We start from the raw sequence: 18,900 nt of genomic DNA, 5'->3' as shown, positions 1-18,900 counted from the left end.
CAGTATGTCGGAAGATCTCTAAAAGTGAATGGTTCGATTAAATGGGATACTTACACTGTTGTTCAATGTTCATACGTCCTCCTCTTGGATTGAAACTTTACTTCTTCCAGTAAACTATACCTTTATTATGGGTGAAAAAACAATCAAAAATAAAGATAAAATTTATTTAGGGAAGAAATACTTTAAGAAGGGCTTAGTGAGAGAAGCGATAATCAATCTATGTTGATCAGTACCGTGGATAACACCGTGATTGGTAAGCGATTAAGACTAGCCCGAGTGAACAAGGGATTAAAGCAGATAGAGCTCGGTTGCCTCGCTGGTTTGGATGAGGAAACGGCAAGCTCTCGTGTGAGCCAATACGAAAGGGAAGTTAGTGCGCCAGATTTTGGGCTGGTTTCTCGGTTTGCGGCGGTGCTGGATGTGCCAGAAGCGTATTTCTATGCTGTTGATGACGATCTCGCCACCTTGATCTTACAGTATCACCGTTTCAAGAAAGCCAACCCTAACACCACGCTGCTGATCACACCCCAGTAAGTTTGATGTTCTAATGCGTCATGGTGTTCAATTCCTGTGCGTTTACCCTTCTAAATTTAATTATTTCTACTCTTAATAAATTAAACCTTCATTTTTGAATTTAAAATAACCAAAAATAAATTTTAAATTTATTGGGTAAAGAACCACTTTAAGAGTGGCGTGACTGGAACGGCGATAATCGGCTTATGTTAATCTGCGAAGCAGGTAATGCCGTGATTGGTAAACGATTAAGATTGGCCCGAGTGAATGCAGGATTAAAACAGGTCGAGCTCGGTTGTCTCGCTGGGCTGGATGAAGAGACGTCGAGTTCCCGCGTAAGCCAATATGAAAGGGAAGTCAGTTCACCGGATTTTGGTCTGGTTTGCCGGTTTGCGGCGGTGCTGGATGTGCCGGAAGCCTATTTTTATGCTGTCGATGAAGATCTCGCAACGCTAATCTTGCAGTACCATCGTTACAAGAAAAGTAACCCTAATTCTACGTTGTTGATTACCCCGCAATAGACCTTCATTCATGTATCCGGCCTGAGCAATTTCCTAACGTTTCTCGACTGTTTGTGAAATGCTGAGGCAAGATTTTCTCGCTGTCCGAAAAGCAGATCCTGTTATCAGGATCTGCTCTTAGGAGCGTTATCGATCAGGCAGCTCCAGCCGTCTTATGTTGTTGAGCATAAATGTATGGCGCAACATATTCTTCCCGGTTGGTATCCAGATAATCCGACCACCATTGCATCATCGCTTTACGGGCATCAAGATATTCTGCTTTATGGATGTAAGCCGCTCGAACGCTATTGCGTTCCTGATGGCTCATTTGGCGTTCAACGGCATCCTGTGCCCATAGTCCAGATTCCATCAAGGCACTACAGGCCATTGCCCGGAATCCGTGACCGCAGATTTCATCTTTTGTGTCATAACCCATCAAGCGCAGCGCCTTGTTGACCGTGTTTTCGCACATTGGTTTATACGGATTATGGTCACCGGGGAATATCAGTTCCTGATGCCCGGATATATCCCGTATCTGTTTCAGAATACTAATGGACTGACGGGAGAGAGGAACGATATGCGGCGTGCGCATTTTGGCACCACGCCCGGAATAACGCACTCCGGGGATGGCTTCACGGGTAGCCGGAATGGTCCAGATTTTGTTTCTGAAATCGATCTCAGACCAACGGGCGAAACGCAATTCGCTGGAACGGATGAACAGGTGCAGGGTGAGCGATACCGCCAAACGGGTTAATTCTCTCCCTTGCTTGTAGTCCTCAATGCGGGCTAACAGTTCCGGTAGTTGCTCCAGCGGAAGGGCAGGGTAATGGCGTTTAATGGGCGGGGCGGTGATACCGTCCAGATTGGCCGCCGGATTATGTTCTATCAACTCTTGATGCACGGCATGACGCATGATGTTGCACATATGCTGCCGGGTACGCGCCGCCACTTCCAGCAAACCTTTTTTCTCAATCCCTTTCAGCACTTCGATGAAGTGGCGAGTTTTCAGTTCTGTGACTGGCAGGTGTCCAATTATCGGGAAGATATGATTGTTCATGCTGGCAAGTAGACGGGCGGTATGGTTCTCTGACCAGGTTCGGTTGCTGTTATGCCAGCTTAATGCCACTGTTTTGAAACTCCTTGCAGGTGAACGAGCCGCTTTTTCAGCGGCACGTTGCTGTGCCGGGTTGATATTCTGCACCAGTAGTTTACGGAGTTCATCACGTTTCTGGCGTGCTTCTGACAGACTGATTAACGGATAAGCGCCCAACGCTATGCGGGTCTCTTTGCCACAAAAATAGTATCTGAAGTACCAGAGACGTGAACCAGTAGGTTTAACGTGAAGATACAGGCCGTGTGAATCGGATAGTTTTATGGGGGGAGCAGGTGGTTTTAAGTTGCGGATTTTTGAGTCGTTAAGGGACATATGCGGGTCACTCCATTATCGAACCGGAAAGACCCCAAATCTGACCACCAAATTCTCCCGATGCGGAGGGTAAACTGAAAATGCATCGGGAAAACTTTTCACGCTAACCTATTGAATCTGAATCACATAGGGATTCGCAAAGCGGCATGAAAACAAGAATTTGGCTCCTCTGACTGGACTCGAACCAGTGACATACGGATTAACAGTCCGCCGTTCTACCGACTGAACTACAGAGGAATCGGTTAAGTGCGGAGGATAATAGCGGGAGTATTTCGGGTTGTCAAAGGCTGTTATCGTACGATGCGTCTGATTGCCGAACTAATAACCAACATATTGAAATTATTGCTCAAGTTGAGCATAGGAGAGCCATGAGACACGTCGATTAACGGGCAGAGTTGCACTCTAAAATAGCAGGATTTGCTTTAGAATGGTGCAGGAGAGTATTGGGTTGGTGGCTGATTCTTCAGACAAAATTAGGGGCGTTGGTTAGCAGAATCATTGTTTTTGCTTATTTTACCCGTTGCTTATCAATGAGGTATCACTTTTTCTTAGGCATGGGAACATAATATGGCTCGCTTTTTGCTAACGCTTTAGAGTAACTACTCAGGAGGCAGACATGAATCTTAGACGGCTCAAATATTTTGTGAAAATCGTTGATATCGGTAGCCTGACGCAGGCCGCTGAGTTGTTGCATATTGCACAACCGGCGCTGAGCCAGCAGGTCGCAACGCTGGAGAGTGAACTCGAAAAACAGCTGTTGGTGCGGAGTCGACGCGGTGTGACGCCTACCGAGGCAGGGAAAATTCTTTATTCTCATGCTCAGACGATATTGTCACAGTGCGAGCAGGCAAAGGATGCGGTGAGTGGCGCACGACAGTCAATAAGTGCGTAGGCGCTAATTATCAGGGCCAGCTGTTTCCCAATGGCTGGCTACTCAATCTGACTTTCTTTTCTGACATTCTGTCAGGGGTCTCTGTATTTTTATTTTTTCGTGAACCTCATCACAATTTATCGATCTTCTTCAAAACAGGAGTCTTTGTTCTTACAAATAAAATGGTTTTTTATTTTTTCGGCTTATTTATCTGCAACTTCATTTTATTGCCGCAGTGTGAATATGATTTCCTTAAAATGGTAATAGACACTAGCGATCAGGCCATTCACAGTGTTACATTAATCTTCGTTATGTTTTCTCTAATCATGTCCGTCACGACAGGTGTTGCCTTATGGGGGTATGACGGTTATTTTTTGATTAAGGAGTTCAAATGAATAATATCCTCTCTCATCTTTTAATAAAGCTGGCAGAAAAAGAAGTTGGAGAAAAAGCGCTTAACGCGAAGATTGAATCGTTAGAGATGCTGATTTCTGCTATCGTTTCAACGTTTGATGAAAGTAAGATCAATGAGTTAAACAGAAAGATAGACGGTGTGGTTGCTGATGCCTCTCAGTGGAAGGATGAGCATAATTACTTAGCTTTCGAACTATTGGCGAAAAACATCAATAGAATCACAACCGTTTCATTACGGGAGTAACTTTCTGATATATCAATGGTGACGACATTAATTGAGCACATATTAATTGTTGCATATCCAAGCGAGAATTGTTTATATCCAATAATAGAGAATACTTCTGCTATGAATGATTTTGCTGAAAAAATTGAAGGCGCCGACGTTGTCCGCGCCTTTCTTGCATTTATATGCTTTACTCCATGTCAACAGCCTGCTTTTTCCGACGAATAAACTGATAAGCAATAGCCAGAACAATAAACCACAGCGGAGTGACAATGAGTGCCTGCCGTGTATCTGGCTGCAATGTTAACAGTACAATAACAAAAGCGAAAAAGGCCAGACATACCCAGCACATGAAAATACCCAATGGCATTTTATAGGATGACTCGGCATGTAGCTGAGGGCGCTTTTTACGATAGGTCAGGTAAGAGCACAGGATGATGCTCCAGATGAACATGAATAAAATTGCGGAGACAGTGGTTACCAGCGTAAAGACGGTCATCACGTTCGGAATCAGGTAGATCAACACGACGCCGGAAAGCAAACAAATACAGGAAAACATCAGCCCCGTCGAAGGCACCGCACGTTTAGAGAGCATGCCGAAGCTTTTCGGTGCATCGCCTTGTTTAGCCAGACCAAAGAGCATGCGGCTGGTAGAGAAAACGCCGCTATTCGCCGAAGATGCCGCAGATGTCAGGACGACGAAGTTGATCATACTGGCAGCAGCAGGTAAGCCGACAAGCACGAACATTTCCACAAAAGGACTACGATCCGCCGTAATCCTGCCCCAGGGGGTGACGGACATAATCATGATCAGTGCAAAAACATAAAACATGATGATGCGAATCGGGATAGCGTTAATCGCACGTGGCAATACGACTTTCGGGTTTTTCGTTTCAGCAGCCGTCGTACCAACCAGTTCGATGCCGACAAAGGCAAATACAGCTATCTGGAACCCTGCGAAGAAACCGCTGATTCCTTTCGGGAACATGCCTCCATCATTCCAGAGATTGGTAAAAGAGGCGATGTTGCCTGATGGGGAAGAGAATTGCATCATGACCAGTACCGCGCCGACTGAGATTAACGCAATGATGGCGACAATTTTTATCATGGCGAACCAGAATTCCATCTCACCAAACAGCTTCACGGTTGCCAGATTTAGCGTAAGTAAGAGTAGAACGCAAAGCAGAGAGGAGACCCACTGTGATAAATCGGGGAACCAGAACTGAGAGTAGGCGCTAATCGCGACGACATCGGCGATCCCGGTTACGACCCAGCAGAACCAGTAAGTCCAGCCGGTAAAGAAACCAGCCCATGGACCGAGCAGGTCGGCCGCGAAGTCACTGAATGACTTATAGTTGAGGTTGGAGAGTAATAGCTCCCCCATTGCGCGCATGACGAAAAACAACATAAAGCCAATGATCATATAAACGAAGATGATCGACGGGCCTGCCATGCTGATTGTTTTACCTGAGCCCATGAATAGCCCAGTACCGATCGCTCCGCCGATGGCGATGAGCTGAATATGACGATTAGTCAGATTCCGTTGCAGTCCCTCTCCCTGTTCAGGAGCAAGGTCTGCGGCTTCTTTTGATTGTTCGACCATTTAAGTACACGTTCCTGTTTCTGTCTGTGATGTTTTTTTGAGCTCTTTGGCGGCTCTCGTTTGCGAAAATCGAAACAAATAAGATAGCGCAACCGCGGTACTTATTACAGCGGATGTCTGAGATAGCCAGGCATAAAGAGGGCAGATAATGATGTAAAGTGATACTGTATATTTTTCGCCCTAAAATGAAGAGGATATAAAACGGTGATAGGCATAGATAAATAGGCTGAGCAGGTTAACAAATTTACCAATCGCTAACAATGCTATTAACGCGTATAAAAAATTAATATGAAGTGTTTGACAGACGAGTCAGGGAGGAGAATAATCCTCTCCGTTGGGTCGTTAGCTCAGTTGGTAGAGCAGTTGACTCTTAATCAATTGGTCGCAGGTTCGAACCCTGCACGACCCACCAACAATTTCAATAAGTTATGTTTATTTATCTGTTTTTTGTTATTGATTTTCTTTTTGGTTAATTTTTCTCTAATTATATCCTTTCTTAAAATTATTCATATTTATGAATTATTTTATCACTCTCCGATTTTTTATTTTATCTCGTTTTTTTCACAACTTTATTACTTAATGGATCGGCTTTTATTTGACGTTTTTTTATTCATAGGCACGTTAACGTTGGTGAGGATATAACGCGGCTGATGATGTTGCTGAAAGTCATCGTTCTGCTTGATGACGATGTGTCGTACGCGCCCTGAAGAGTCACGAGAAAGTGCTATGCTTAACAGACGGAATAGTCGACAGAGCGTAATAATGATATTGCGGGTTGAACTGCTCTACATAATTCGAGTTGCAGGCAAAACGTTCACGTTTTGGACAACGCAAGACGTTTGCCGTTTAGGGCGACGTACGCAGAGAAGTACACATCAGTATGCCGAGTTGTGTAGCCAGCGCGTATGTAGCTTGAATATGATGAGCTTGCACAGGACTGTGTTCACATCCACTGGGGCGGCGTTTAGAGGTAGCTGGAGTTTCCTGGTTAGCCATCAGCAAGTTTCTGCTTGATTTCGGAGGGTCATATGGGATTTGAAAAATTACTGGCTGTCATAGAAAAAAGTCACCAGGATCCAAAATCGGTTATCTCTTTGTCTGAACTGAGCCAGGTAATCCATGAAATAATTTGTACTGAAAGTTCGAAAGAGTACAAAATAAATGAATGCTTCACTGAGCTGAGGGAACTGGTTGATGAAAGAAAAGCACTCTCACGGAAACTGCTTTTGGATAAAGCGTTGGTCATGGAATTAACGCTTTATAAAAAGAAAGAAGAAGCGCTACTTTTGAAGCTCGTCAGTATCGGAAATAAATAGACAGGCATCTCTATTTATTTAATCAGTAAAGCAATACTAAATAATCACTACACCGCCAGAGATAATTATTATGATGGCGGTGTAGCAAATGGTGCTATTTGCGGTAGCTGGTTTTGATTTGTTTAATTGTGTTATCAAAAACAGCGGCCTGATCGGCATCTTCCAATTGAGCAATATATCTTTCCATATTGATGATAACTTTACCGGCGTCTGCCTGACCGATTGATTTTAATAACAGCGTAACCATCGCCTTCAGGCAGGTAACCTCATGGGCCAGTGTTTCAGCGGATGAGGCTGTAGAAAAGTCTGCGTTGCTCATGTTGTCTCCTCAACAAGAAAAAAATGTTTTTCATCGCCTGCTGCCGGCGTTATCGCCAGCGCGACATGCAGAAGCAGATGGTTGGGAGTATACCATAAAGCATATTGTGGATTGATATTATTCGTGGAAAATGCCATTTTAGTGGCTGTTTTTTATGCATTTAACTTATTAAAAGCGTATCTATATTCTTGACATTTTTTCGTGGTAAAGATTATAGATGTGTTTCGTTTAATACATATGATGTTCACTATGGACGTGCTTCACTGAATATATTATTTGTATAATAAAGCGGTAGGCGATGATAAAACCCCTAACGGACTTTCGCTTACAATAGTGACTTTTTGTTGACATTTAGAATATAAAGCCAATTGCATGCCATTTAATTTGCATTGTTTTTTATACATTTTTTGCCATTGAACTGTTTATGCTGTGTGGTGTATTTGAAATGTTAAGAATGTGATCAATATACACCATCAGGTTGACGATATATTGTTATGATCGGGAATACGATTTATTCCTTCTCGGCATATTTTAAAATACTTATTCATATAAATCAGTGTTTATTGTTTTTTGAAACCAACGTAGTATCACCTGCAAGCAACTTTGTATGTAAGTGTTACTCCCTTTTTTGGAGAATTATTCTTTGATTAGCGTTTTTCTTGTTGATGACCATGAATTGGTGCGGGCAGGGATACGACGCATTCTTGACGATATCAAAGGTCTGAAAGTGGTTGGTGAGGCATGCTGTGGTGAAGATGCCGTTAAATGGTGCCGAAGCAATGATGTGGATGTTGTCCTGATGGACATGAGCATGCCGGGCATCGGTGGGCTTGAAGCAACGCGTAAGATCCTGCGTTTTACTCCAGATATAAAAGTCATCATGCTCACTATTTATACGGAGAATCCACTGCCCGCAAAAGTGATGCAGGCCGGTGCCGCGGGATATGTGAGTAAAGCTGCTGCCCCTCAGGAAGTAATCTCCGCCATTCGAGCAGTACACGCAGGTAAACGGTATATTGCTTCTGATATTGCCCAACAGATGGCATTAAGCCAACTGGAACCGCAAACGGACGCACCGCTGGAGTGTTTGTCTGAACGCGAATTACAGATTATGCTAATGATAACGAAGGGGCAGAAAGTGACTGAAATCTCAGATCAACTTAATCTTAGCCCTAAAACCGTGAACAGCTATCGTTACCGTATGTTTAGCAAGCTGAATATCAACGGCGACGTAGAGTTGACTCATCTGGCTATCAAGCATGGGCTTTTTACCGCGGAGACATTGTTAAGTAGTGAGTGAGAATTTCGATGCTTCGGCATTTTTAAAAACGGTAACGAGCCAGCCTGGTGTCTACCGTATGTATGATGCGGGCGATACGGTAATCTATGTTGGTAAGGCAAAAGACTTAAAAAAACGGCTTGCCAGCTATTTCCGCAGCCATGTCGGCAGCCGTAAAACCGAGGCATTGGTCAAAAGCATCGATCATATTGATGTCACGATTACGCACACAGAAACTGAAGCCTTACTGCTGGAACACAACTACATCAAGCTTTATCAGCCGCGTTATAATGTCTTGCTGCGCGACGATAAATCCTACCCCATGATTTTCCTGAGCGGTGACGCTCATCCACGTCTGGCGGTGCACCGTGGTGCCAAGCATGCGAAGGGTGAGTATTTCGGCCCGTTCCCTAACGGCAATGCCGTGCGTGAAACGCTGATATTACTGCAAAAACTGTTCCCGGTGCGCCAGTGTGAAAATAGCATCTATCGCAACCGCTCTCGCCCTTGCCTGCAATATCAAATTGGTCGCTGCCTCGGGCCTTGCGTTAGTGGTTTGGTTAGCGATGAGGATTATCAGCAGCAGGTTGACTATGTTCGCCTGTTTTTGTCTGGTAAAGATCAACAAGTACTGAATCAACTCATTTCTCGAATGGAAGCGGCCAGTCGCGACCTGAATTTTGAAGAGGCAGCCCAGATACGCGATCAGATCCAAGCGGTTCGGCGGGTGACGGAAAAACAATTTGTTTCCGGTGATGGCGAAGATCTGGATGTTATCAGTGTGGCTTTTGATGCAGGCATGGCTTGCGTCTATGTCCTGTTTATCCGACAGGGAAAAGTGCTTGGCAGCCGGAGCTATTTCCCCAAAGTGCCTGGCGGTACGGAATTAGGAGAAGTAGTGCAAACGTTTGTCGGGCAGTTCTATTTACAAGGAAGCTTAGTCCGAACGCTTCCCGCAGAAATTCTGCTTGATTTTACCTTGCCCGATAAAAATGTGCTAATGGAGTCCCTGACGGCGGTTGCGGGGAGAAAAGTGCAGATTCAGACTAAGCCCCGTGGCGATCGTGCTCGCTATTTAAAACTGGCGCGGACGAATGCTGCGACTGCGTTGGTTACAAAACTGTCTCAGCAATCCACAATTCATCAGCGTTTGGCCGCATTGGCAAGCGTCTTGCGGTTGCCAGAGATCCATCGCATGGAGTGTTTTGACATCAGTCATACGATGGGGGAGCAGACGGTGGCGTCCTGTGTGGTATTCGATGTTAATGGTCCGCTACGTTCGGAATATCGCCGCTATAATATCAGTGGCATTACGCCCGGTGATGATTATGCTGCCATGGCGCAAGTCCTCCGACGCCGGTACGGTAAAGTGCTGGATGAAAGTAAAATACCGGATGTCATTATCATTGACGGTGGGAAAGGGCAGCTCGGTCAGGCTCAGGCCGTGTTTGACTCGTTACAAGTATCATGGGATAAAAATAAGCCTCTGTTGCTTGGTGTCGCGAAGGGCAGTGATCGTAAAGCTGGACTGGAAACCCTGTTTTTTGAAGCGACGGGCGAGGGTGTGGCACTGCCACCAGATTCTCCTGCATTACACGTTATTCAGCATATTCGCGATGATTCGCATGATCATGCGATTGGCGGGCATCGTAAAAAGAGAGCAAAAGTTAAGAATACCAGTACGCTGGAGCTTATCGAAGGTGTCGGCCCTAAACGTCGTCAAACCCTGCTGAAATACATGGGGGGGCTACAACCGTTGATGAATGCCAGTATTGAGGAGATTGCAAATGTTCCAGGAATTTCGCATGCATTGGCAGAAAAGATCTTCCATGCATTGAAACACTAGGGACAATGTAGCAACATACTCCTAGTATCCACTCCAGCCAGATAATTACCTAAGCGCTATGCAATTTAATATACCGACGTTGCTTACTCTGTTTCGTGTTGCTCTTATTCCGTTTTTTGTGCTGGCGTTTTATCTTCCATTCGTCTGGGCACCGCTGCTTTGTGCGCTGATTTTCGTATTTGCTGCTGTGACGGATTGGTTTGATGGTTTCCTTGCCCGCCGTTGGGAACAGACCACGCGTTTTGGTGCCTTCCTCGATCCCGTTGCGGATAAAGTGATGGTGGCTGTCGCGTTGGTACTGGTTGCAGAGTACTATCATTCGTGGTGGATTACGCTGCCAGCAGCAACGATGATCGCGCGGGAAATCATTATTTCAGCCTTGCGTGAGTGGATGGCTGAAATTGGCAAGAGGAGCAGCGTTGCCGTGTCGTGGATAGGAAAGGTGAAAACTACGGCCCAGATGATGGCGCTTTTTGCGTTGCTATGGCGCCCGGAACGCATTGTTGAAGGTGTGGGTGTTGTGGCGCTGTACATCGCAGCGGTGCTGACGTTCTGGTCTATGTTCCAATATTTGAACGCAGCGCGTCACGATTTGCTTGAACCTTGATCGAAGCGCCGTAAAAACCAGCAAACGAACGTGGTTGCTTGATAATTCTGTTGACTCATCATGTCAGGTCAGTAGAATGCACCGCATCAACAGCAACGCTGGTTATAAGAAGTTAGAATAATCAGTAAGTTCTGTGTTGCGGGAATAGCTCAGTTGGTAGAGCACGACCTTGCCAAGGTCGGGGTCGCGAGTTCGAATCTCGTTTCTCGCTCCAATTTAAAGCATCGGCAATAGCGGATGTTGGTCATTAAGACCTAAATATTTTGGCGCGTTAACAAAGCGGTTATGTAGCGGATTGCAAATCCGTCTAGTCCGGTTCGACTCCGGAACGCGCCTCCAATATTTATGCCCGGGTGGTGAAATCGGTAGACACAAGGGATTTAAAATCCCTCGGCGTTCGCGCTGTGCGGGTTCAAGTCCCGCCCCGGGCACCATTGATTTAAGTTAGTGAAAACAACTAGTTATCTAGAAACATTAAACCACCGCACGGTGGTTTTTTTGTGCCTGAAAAAGGGCGAGTGGCAGCAAAATGGCAGCAGAGTGGCAGCACTGATTTTAGGCATGAAAAAAGCGGCCAAGAATTTAGCCGCTTTTGTTAAGCCGGATTAAACAATCTACAGAGCTAAATCCAACTGATTTTCCCCTTTGTGACTGCGGGGAAAGATATTGGTGGGAACACATGCGCCTGGCGCGGGTTTCGTTTCGTTCAGTGATTCATCAATGTGCGTCATGCTGGTAAAGCAGTAGCCGCACATCATGTTTTGACACTGGTGATAGCTACGTCGAACCAATGGGCTAAGTTCTACGCTGGTACGTGTTTTTGCAGTTGCGCGGCACTTTGGACATTTGATCGCCATGACAACCCCTCAAACGGTTGGTGTTACTGGCATTATACACAGGTGTTGCATTAATCATCATTATCGTCTGCCGCCCAATCCGTTATTTTCACTTCAAATTCCAGCGATGTAGTAAATCCTGATTGGCTGATTTCATGTACGCAGCGTGTGATTATCCAATCGGCATTATCGATAACCGTTTTAAATCCAGACATACGGGCGTGTAATTCGGGATATAAATCGGCACGGCCTCGCACTAACGTCATACTGAATTCTGCGGCACCGCGCTGTAACGTCGACCATTTGGCCGCGGCGGCACGTTTTGCCGCTTGCTCGGTTTTAAACGTCGATCGCATGACATAAACATTACCTTCCGTTCCCTCAAGATAATTCCCCTCCTTACTGCTGGATGCGGGCTCTTTCTTTTTAACGGGCGTACTGGTTTTACGTTTACGCTTTACCTTTGTCGTTTTGGTTTTGCCAAAATTCAGATCCAGCCAGTACGCCGTAACACCGGTGTACGCGTCGCGGTCAGCAACGCGGAAGCTGTGACTGTCTCCGCTACTACGTGTAATGGTGATGGTCGGTAGTGGCTTGCCACTTTGTGAAACCGCCTGCCCTGGAACAATAAAGAGCAACATGCCATTTTTTATGGTTGCGATTGCGCCTACCATTTCTGCCATGCGAGTAAGGAAGCTGATATCTGATTCATTCGTCTGGTCAGCATGGTCAAGTTCCAGCTTCGCCAGCCGTTCCGTCACACCGGCCTTCAGCCCATAGCGGCTGGCGATGGCAGATACCACAAATCCGACAGTAACATTGTGCCAACTGTATTCACGCTTGACGTTGAAGGTTTCCCTGAAATCCGCACTACGGGCGCTGATAGTCAACTGATCCGGCGGGCCACGATGCGCAATTTCATCAACCGTGAATGTCCCTTTGCTGATTAGCGGTTCATTCGCCCAGCCCAGCGCCACCGTGACCTTTGCACCGCGCTCCGGCAGGGCTAATTTTCCGTCTGCATCGTCCAGCACCAATTCCAGCGAATCAGCTTCAAACCCGCGATTATCCGTCAGCGATAACGACATCAGCCGATCATTCAGCTCTGTAACCTGCTTATCGCCAACCCTCACCATAAACGCCGGACGGGGTGAGTATTCGTCCAGCCGTCCAGAAATAGCCCCTAGCGTGTCCATGATTGACATTATTACCCCCTGATCTCTGCCTGAATACTCGCGTTACGCGCGCGTAGGGACAATCAGCGCCGGTTGTCGCGCTCCTAAAACAAAGCAAACGCCGTGCGCAACCTGTGAAATCCCGCAATCATGAAGCCGGACATTTGACCCATTGAGGCAACAGCATGGCGACTAATTATCATCACGGTGTGACCGTCCGAGAAACCACGGATCTCAGCACCCTTATTAACGATATCGACTCGGCAGTGATCGGCGTGGTGTGTACCGCCGATGATGCCGATGCTGATACGTTCCCGTTAAACGAACCGGTACTGCTAACCCGCGTAGCCAGCGTGCTGGGCAAAGCGGGTAAAACAGGCACATTACACACCACGTTGAAATGCATTTCCGATCAGGCCAGCCCTCAAACGGTGGTGATCCGCGTTGCAGATGCGGCGAATGCACAGGCAGAAGGCAATGAACCTAAACCGACGCAAGATCAGTTAGTGATCGGCGGTTCCGATGCCAACGGGCGCTATACGGGGTTGTATGCGCTGCTGTCGGCAGAGGCGCGGATTGGTGTCCGTCCACGCGTACTGGCCGTGCCGGAATTAGATACTCAGGCCGTTGCCGCACAACTAGGCGTGATGGCTGAAAAGCTAAACGCATTCGCCTATGTCAGCGCGCATGACTGTGCAACTATCGCGGCGGCGAAAGCGTACCGTGAAAATTTCTCCCAACGTGAATTGATGGTGATCTGGCCTGACTTTATCGCCTACGACACCGCCAAAGGGGAAAGCGTGACCGTACCCGCGCCAGCGTTTGCGGTTGGCCTGCGTGCCAAAATTGATGCGGAAACAGGCTGGCACAAGGTGTTATCCAACGTTGCCGTAAACGGTGTGCTGGGGCTGAGCAAAGATGTGTATTTCACATTGCAAGGCACCGATACCGACGCCGACGAACTGAACAGCAATGGCATCACCACGCTGATTAAGCAGAACGGCTTTCGCTTTTGGGGATCACGCACCTGTGACCGTGAAACCTATCTGTTTGAAAGCTACACCCGCACGGCGCAAATCCTCGCAGACACCATCGCAGAAGCGCATTTCTTCTACATTGACAAGCCGCTTACGCCCTCACTGGCAAAGGATATTGTAGACGGTATCAACCGCAAGTTAACGGCGCTGGTCACCGCTGGCCGTCTGCTGGGTGCGAACTGTTGGTATGACAAAGAAACCAACACCGGCGAAACGCTGCGCACGGGAAAATTAACCATCAAGTACAACTACACACCCGTTCCGCCATTGGAGCATTTGGATCTGGTGCAAGAGTTTACTGACGAATACTTCGCGACGTTCGCCAATACGTTCAGCGGGTAAGGGGTAAATCATGTCTCTGCCAAAGAAACTTAAATACTTCAATCTGTTTATCGACGGTGACAGCTATTTCGGCCAGGTGCCGGAAGTGACACCGCCCAAACTCACGCGCAAGACGGAAGACTATCAGGCGGGCGGTATGCCTGGCTTTGTCGCGATTGACTTCGGTTTTGATGCGGGCGCGCTGGATATGGAAATCATCCTCGGCGGGCTGGATGCTGGCTTGTTGAAAAAGTGGGGCGTCTCCACGGCGGACGGTATGCAAACGCGCTTTGCAGGTTCGTATCAGGATGAAGCCACAGGCGAAGCGGTGTCGTGTGAAATCCAGACGCGTGGCCGGTTTACCGAGCTTGACCCAGGCTCTGCCAAAGTGGGTGAAGATACGGCACATAAATACACCCTGAAAAATACCTACTTTAAGCTGACGATCAGCGGTGAAGAGGTGATGGAAGTGGATGTGCTGAACATGATTTATAAAGTGGCCGGTGTCGATATGATGGAAAAACACCGCGCTAACGTTGGGCTATAACAGGAAATATCTATCATGACTGAGAAACAAAATAACGTCGTTATTCTGCAAAACCCGATTATGCGTAAAGGCGGTGACGTGAAAGAAGTTACGATCACTGGCGCACTAAAGCAGGCCGGATCGCTGCGTGGGCTGAAAGTCTACGATGTGATGACGTCCGATGTTGATAGTTTGCTGACGTTGCTCCCGCGAGTTACAAGCCCGGCGCTGACGAAAGAAGAACTCACCACGATGGATACCTGGGATTTTTGCCAGCTATCCAATGCGGTGGCCACTTTTTTGCAACCCTCTTCCCCAGCGAACGAGGCGGGCGCGGTAACGGCGTAATTCACTGCCCGTTTAACAGTGTTGAAGAGGTGATGGCCGACATCGCAGCAATTTTCCATTGGTTGCCGTCGGCGATGGACGCCATGCCGGTAGATGAACTGCTGGCATGGCGCAGCCGAGCGGCCGTTAGAAGCGGAAACTCGGAATGACAGATCGCAATCTCAATATTCGCGTGGCGTTCAGCGCGATCAATAATATGGCTCGGCCCGTCAGTGCCGCACGCAGCGGCACGGCGGCGCTGGCTGACCAAATCAGAGCAACACAAAATACCCTCAACGGATTAGAGCGGCAGGCCAGCAGTTTTGACCGCCTGAGCGCCGCATCAGCAAAAACAACCCGCGAACTGGAACAGGCTAAAGCCAAAGCGGCGGCGATGCGTGCTGAATTTGGTGCAGCAGGCACACGAACAGAAGAGCAAAACGCGGCACTGAAACGGCAACGTGCGCTGATCAGGCAACTATCAACCGCTCAGGCTAATGAAACCGAACAGTTAACACAGCTACGTGCAGAATTGGCGCGGCATGGCGTGATACTCGATCGCAGCCGCAGAGCAACAGACCAGATTAGCGATCAAACCGCACGCTATAACCGTATGTTAGCGGAACAGCAACGGCGGTTGGCGGCAGTGACGCAGGCGCGAGCACGTTACGATCGGATGCAGCAGACAGCGGGGAATCTGCGCAGCACAGGGGCAATGGCAATCGGTGCCAGTGCAGCCGGTGCTTATGTCGGTGCCAGAATGATGGCTCCTAATTTGCAATCAGATAAAAGCGGCGCGGTGATTGCCGCGCAAAATGCCGAAGCCCCAGCAATGGGGGCGCAGTATTCGAAAATCATTAAAGGGATTAATAGCGCCGGCGTGAGCAATGACCTCGCTCAGATCGCCAACACTGTATCGGCGGTGCGTAGCTCACTGGGTGCATTGGGGGAAGTCGGTGAAGCGGAATTAGACCGGATCTCGCGCAAAGCATTGGATATGCAATCCGTGCTGGGCGGCGACACGGCGGAACATATCCAGATTGCCGCCATCATGATGAAGAATGGTCTGGCTCGCAGCAGCGATGACGCATTCGATTTGATGATGGCGGGTATGCAACGCGTGTCTACCCAGATGCGTGGTGAGCTGCCTGAGATATTGCATGAGTATTCAACGCATTTCAGGAACATGGGCTACAGCGGTTCTGAAGCCATGACGCTATTGGTCAATATGGCGCAGCAAGGAAAGTTTGCGCTGGATAAGACTGGCGATGCCATCAAAGAATTTTCAATTCGCGGATCTGACATGTCCAAAGCCAGTGTAGAGGAGTATGACGCCATCGGACTGAATGCACAGCGCGCGTCATCTGCCATTGCTAGCGGCGGTGCACAGGCGCGCAACGCGATGCAGCAAACCGCACAGGGGCTATTGAAGATTAAAGACCCAGCCGCGCGGGCGAATGCGGCCATTGCATTATTTGGCACACCGATAGAAGACCTGTCTATCGATCAGATCCCTAATTTCCTGTCAGCGCTAGCGAATACCAAAGACCAGTTCAGCGACGTCAGCGGAACGGCCGAACGCATGGGCAGCACGTTACGCGATAACCTGTCGGGTGATATCGACAAGCTCGGTGGCGCACTGAGTGGGCTACGTTTTGCCATTTTTGAAAATGACTCCGGCGTTTTGCGCTCGCTAGCTCAGGGTGCGACGGCGTTAGTGAATAGCGTCCGTGAATGGGTGACGGCTAACCCTGAATTGGCTCAAACACTGGTTGTGGTTGTTGGCGGCGCATTGGTGCTCACCGCAGCCATTGGCACCGTTTCGCTGGCCGCAGGCGTATTGATGGGGCCATTTTCCAAACTGCAACTTGGCCTATCCCTGTTAAGCGGTGGTAAGGGGATTGGCACCGTTACAAGTATGTTCATCAGGCTTAGCGGCGTTATGACGGGGAGCCTGTCCAGTGTTCGCGCATGGGGCGGCATCCTTGCCACATTACGTGGCTGGATCGGTGGTATCGGCAATATTGCCCAAGGCGCTGGCCGTTCCTTGTTGATGGTATTCACTCAGCCAGGCACGGCGCTATCGGCGCTGGGTAATGGCGTGCGGATGCTGGCGACATCTGGATTTTCTGCACTGAGTGGTTCAGGTATGGCGGTATTTAACATCCTGCGTACGGGCTTCATGCTGTTACTCAGTCCTATCGGCATTATCGGCGCGGCAATCGTTGCGGCCGGTGTATTGATTTACAAATACTGGGAACCGATCAAGGCGTTTTTCAGCGGTTTTTTCAGTGGCCTGACAACTGGCCTTGAACCGGTTAAGCAATCCTTCTCAGCGTTATCGCCTATTTTTGACGGGATCGGGCAAGCAATTAGTGGTGTATGGGACTGGTTCAAAAAACTGTTTGAACCGGTCAACTCCTCATCTGAATCATTAAAACAATGCACGGAAGCGGGGAAAGTATTTGGTGAGGTGGTCGGGATGGCGATTAGTGGTGTAGTGACGGTTATTTTAAAAGTCGCTGAAGGCATTGGCTGGATACTGGAAAAATTAGGGGTTATCCCTGAAGCCGCAAATGCCGCCGTCTCAGCATCAAATGCCATGAACGGTGCAATGCCGGAAAAAGGCTACGAGCCTAAAAAACCGGTGATGTACATATGGGATGAGAAACAAAAGAAAATGGTGGCGCAGGAATGGAAGCCACAGCCCCCCAAAGAAACCGATGCGGTGATTAAAACCGGCGAGGCAGCAAAACCACCGGCAGGCGAAGGCAATAAGCCTAAACAAACTGGGGCGTTGCAGGACTTGACAGGGAGCAATCCCAAAACAGAAAAAACAGGCAGCACAGCAAAGACTGAAGACAAGAAAGACCCGAACAAGCTGGGTGATATCGTTTTTAAAAACGTACCGCCTGCCGTCATGCTGGCGAACGGCTACCGTGAATCACAGGTTATGCCTGCACAGCCCAAAATCCCCCTACTGGAGCGGGTGAAGCAAACCGCCGGCGTGCTGGCCGCTTCCGTCCTGCCGTTTACTGTGCAACCTGCTGGGGCAGACGTTCCGGCTACCAATTCACCTGCAGCACAGATGAAAACGGCGATGTCTGCCGGTATGGCCAGCACAGACAAATATGAAATCAATATCACGATTCAGGATGCACGCAGCCTGGATGAAGACAAACTCGTCGCCAGACTGCGGCGGGAAATCGACGATATTGAACGCCGTAAGCAGCATCGCCAGCGCTCACAACTGACCGATCACGTATAGGATTTTTATCATGATGATGATTCTGGGTATGTTCGTCTTTATGCGGCAGACTACGCCGTACCAATCCCTGAGCCATGACAGCAGTTGGCGACACGTTAAAAATGACCGAGTAGGCAAATCCCCGCGCTATCAGTATATCGGCGCAGGGGAAGATAAAATCACGCTGGCCGGTGAACTGTACCCAGAAATAACCGGCGGTGATGTGTCGCTAAACATGCTGCAAACGATGGCTTACACAGGGAAAGCCTGGCCGCTAATCGAGGGGACGGGGAATATCTACGGTATGTATGTGATAACCAGCATCAACGAAACCCGTTCTGAGTTCTTTAATGACGGTAAAGCGCGGCATATCTCATTTACGCTGAATCTTGAACGGGTTAGCGAGGATTTGCGGGAAATGCTCGGTGATATGGATATCGGCTTACCCTGGTAACACAGTTGTTTTTAACTGTGATCGAAGAAAAAAGCCCACTGTCTCGCTAACAGTGGGCTT

The 18,900-nt window shown here is 48.2% G+C and carries 19 protein-coding genes, 5 tRNA genes and 1 pseudogene; 19 read left to right on the top strand and 6 right to left on the bottom strand.

What is annotated here, in order from left to right; translation table 11 throughout:
* Positions 1–219 precede the first annotated feature (219 nt).
* Positions 220–534, top strand: a complete 315-nt coding sequence (locus ACKQAD_RS18490) for a helix-turn-helix domain-containing protein (RefSeq protein ID WP_075278056.1) — start codon at positions 220–222, stop codon at positions 532–534.
* 185 nt (positions 535–719) lie between these two features.
* Positions 720–1,034, top strand: a complete 315-nt coding sequence (locus tag ACKQAD_RS18485; RefSeq protein ID WP_025918867.1) for a helix-turn-helix domain-containing protein — start codon at positions 720–722, stop codon at positions 1,032–1,034.
* 133 nt (positions 1,035–1,167) lie between these two features.
* Here the strand turns inward: ACKQAD_RS18485 and ACKQAD_RS18480 are convergent, their stop codons facing one another.
* Positions 1,168–2,439, bottom strand: coding sequence for a tyrosine-type recombinase/integrase (locus ACKQAD_RS18480; RefSeq protein ID WP_409161446.1), 1,272 nt, complete (start codon positions 2,437–2,439; stop codon positions 1,168–1,170).
* Positions 2,440–2,600: 161 nt separating this feature from the next.
* A tRNA-Asn gene (locus tag ACKQAD_RS18475) sits at positions 2,601–2,676 on the bottom strand.
* 379 nt (positions 2,677–3,055) lie between these two features.
* Here ACKQAD_RS18475 and ACKQAD_RS18470 point away from each other — a divergent pair.
* Together ACKQAD_RS18470 and iraP are read left to right on the top strand one after the other, a co-directional pair.
* Positions 3,056–3,325, top strand: a pseudogene (locus ACKQAD_RS18470) (LysR family transcriptional regulator); the annotation flags it as partial.
* Positions 3,326–3,701: 376 nt separating this feature from the next.
* Complete coding sequence (gene iraP, locus ACKQAD_RS18465; protein WP_409161445.1) at positions 3,702–3,968, top strand: anti-adapter protein IraP; 267 nt, start codon at positions 3,702–3,704, stop codon at positions 3,966–3,968.
* 169 nt (positions 3,969–4,137) lie between these two features.
* On the opposite strand, the gene cycA is transcribed toward iraP, so the two are convergent.
* Positions 4,138–5,550 carry a D-serine/D-alanine/glycine transporter gene (gene cycA, locus ACKQAD_RS18460; RefSeq protein ID WP_409161444.1) on the bottom strand — a complete coding sequence of 471 codons (1,413 nt, stop codon included), beginning with the start codon at positions 5,548–5,550 and terminating at the stop codon, positions 4,138–4,140.
* Positions 5,551–5,886: 336 nt separating this feature from the next.
* Between cycA and ACKQAD_RS18455 the strand changes: the two genes are divergently transcribed.
* Both ACKQAD_RS18455 and ACKQAD_RS18450 read left to right on the top strand, forming a co-directional pair.
* Positions 5,887–5,962 (top strand) — tRNA-Lys (locus ACKQAD_RS18455).
* A 616-nt stretch (positions 5,963–6,578) separates the two neighbouring features.
* The gene (locus tag ACKQAD_RS18450) at positions 6,579–6,866 is read left to right on the top strand and encodes a basic helix-loop-helix domain-containing protein (RefSeq protein ID WP_409161443.1); all 288 of its coding nucleotides are present in this window, start codon (positions 6,579–6,581) and stop codon (positions 6,864–6,866) included.
* A 94-nt stretch (positions 6,867–6,960) separates the two neighbouring features.
* On the opposite strand, the gene ACKQAD_RS18445 is transcribed toward ACKQAD_RS18450, so the two are convergent.
* Positions 6,961–7,185, bottom strand: coding sequence for a DUF2594 family protein (locus tag ACKQAD_RS18445; RefSeq protein WP_409161442.1), 225 nt, complete (start codon positions 7,183–7,185; stop codon positions 6,961–6,963).
* Between the two features lie 643 nt (positions 7,186–7,828).
* Between ACKQAD_RS18445 and uvrY the strand changes: the two genes are divergently transcribed.
* From uvrY to ACKQAD_RS18410, 7 genes are all read left to right on the top strand, one after another.
* The gene (gene uvrY / locus ACKQAD_RS18440; protein WP_010279369.1) at positions 7,829–8,485 is read left to right on the top strand and encodes a UvrY/SirA/GacA family response regulator transcription factor; all 657 of its coding nucleotides are present in this window, start codon (positions 7,829–7,831) and stop codon (positions 8,483–8,485) included.
* The gene (gene uvrC / locus ACKQAD_RS18435; RefSeq protein WP_409161441.1) at positions 8,478–10,310 is read left to right on the top strand and encodes an excinuclease ABC subunit UvrC; all 1,833 of its coding nucleotides are present in this window, start codon (positions 8,478–8,480) and stop codon (positions 10,308–10,310) included. Before uvrY ends, uvrC begins: the two co-directional genes overlap by 8 nt.
* Positions 10,311–10,368: 58 nt before the next feature.
* Entirely contained in the window at positions 10,369–10,917 is a 549-nt protein-coding gene (gene pgsA / locus ACKQAD_RS18430) for a CDP-diacylglycerol--glycerol-3-phosphate 3-phosphatidyltransferase (RefSeq protein WP_409161440.1), read from the top strand.
* 138 nt (positions 10,918–11,055) lie between these two features.
* Positions 11,056–11,131, top strand: a tRNA-Gly gene (locus ACKQAD_RS18425).
* A 51-nt stretch (positions 11,132–11,182) separates the two neighbouring features.
* Positions 11,183–11,256: transfer RNA gene (locus ACKQAD_RS18420), tRNA-Cys, on the top strand.
* Positions 11,257–11,264: 8 nt separating this feature from the next.
* Positions 11,265–11,351 (top strand) — tRNA-Leu (locus ACKQAD_RS18415).
* A 13-nt stretch (positions 11,352–11,364) separates the two neighbouring features.
* Positions 11,365–11,526: a hypothetical protein gene (locus ACKQAD_RS18410; RefSeq protein WP_409161439.1), complete on the top strand. Its 162-nt coding sequence runs from the start codon at positions 11,365–11,367 to the stop codon at positions 11,524–11,526.
* A 5-nt stretch (positions 11,527–11,531) separates the two neighbouring features.
* Here ACKQAD_RS18410 and ACKQAD_RS18405 read toward each other — a convergent pair whose 3' ends face one another.
* Positions 11,532–11,774: an Ogr/Delta-like zinc finger protein gene (locus tag ACKQAD_RS18405; RefSeq protein WP_039490579.1), complete on the bottom strand. Its 243-nt coding sequence runs from the start codon at positions 11,772–11,774 to the stop codon at positions 11,532–11,534.
* Between the two features lie 50 nt (positions 11,775–11,824).
* Positions 11,825–12,958, bottom strand: coding sequence for a phage late control D family protein (locus tag ACKQAD_RS18400; protein WP_409161438.1), 1,134 nt, complete (start codon positions 12,956–12,958; stop codon positions 11,825–11,827).
* Positions 12,959–13,113: 155 nt separating this feature from the next.
* Between ACKQAD_RS18400 and ACKQAD_RS18395 the strand changes: the two genes are divergently transcribed.
* The 6 genes from ACKQAD_RS18395 to ACKQAD_RS18370 are packed head-to-tail and all read left to right on the top strand — an operon-like array spanning position 13,114 to position 18,840.
* Positions 13,114–14,307 (top strand): phage tail sheath protein, encoded by a 1,194-nt coding sequence (locus ACKQAD_RS18395; protein ID WP_409161437.1) that lies wholly within the window; start codon positions 13,114–13,116, stop codon positions 14,305–14,307.
* Positions 14,308–14,317: 10 nt separating this feature from the next.
* On the top strand, positions 14,318–14,833 hold the full coding sequence (locus tag ACKQAD_RS18390; protein WP_409161436.1) for a phage major tail tube protein: 516 nt from the start codon (positions 14,318–14,320) through the stop codon (positions 14,831–14,833).
* 15 nt (positions 14,834–14,848) lie between these two features.
* The gene (locus tag ACKQAD_RS18385; protein ID WP_409161435.1) at positions 14,849–15,160 is read left to right on the top strand and encodes a phage tail assembly protein; all 312 of its coding nucleotides are present in this window, start codon (positions 14,849–14,851) and stop codon (positions 15,158–15,160) included.
* A 32-nt stretch (positions 15,161–15,192) separates the two neighbouring features.
* Positions 15,193–15,309 (top strand): GpE family phage tail protein, encoded by a 117-nt coding sequence (locus ACKQAD_RS18380; protein WP_015840862.1) that lies wholly within the window; start codon positions 15,193–15,195, stop codon positions 15,307–15,309.
* Complete coding sequence (locus ACKQAD_RS18375; protein ID WP_409161434.1) at positions 15,306–18,407, top strand: phage tail tape measure protein; 3,102 nt, start codon at positions 15,306–15,308, stop codon at positions 18,405–18,407. The genes ACKQAD_RS18380 and ACKQAD_RS18375 overlap by 4 nt, the downstream gene beginning before the upstream one ends.
* Positions 18,408–18,417: 10 nt before the next feature.
* Positions 18,418–18,840 (top strand): phage tail protein, encoded by a 423-nt coding sequence (locus tag ACKQAD_RS18370; protein WP_119881858.1) that lies wholly within the window; start codon positions 18,418–18,420, stop codon positions 18,838–18,840.
* The last annotated feature ends 60 nt before the right edge of the window (positions 18,841–18,900 follow it).

The organism is Pectobacterium artocarpous, from assembly GCF_046159765.1.
In the GTDB taxonomy this organism is placed as follows: Bacteria; Pseudomonadota; Gammaproteobacteria; order Enterobacterales; family Enterobacteriaceae; genus Pectobacterium.
Note: the sequence above shows the minus strand (reverse complement) of the source record. Positions and strands in the feature narration are given on the sequence as shown.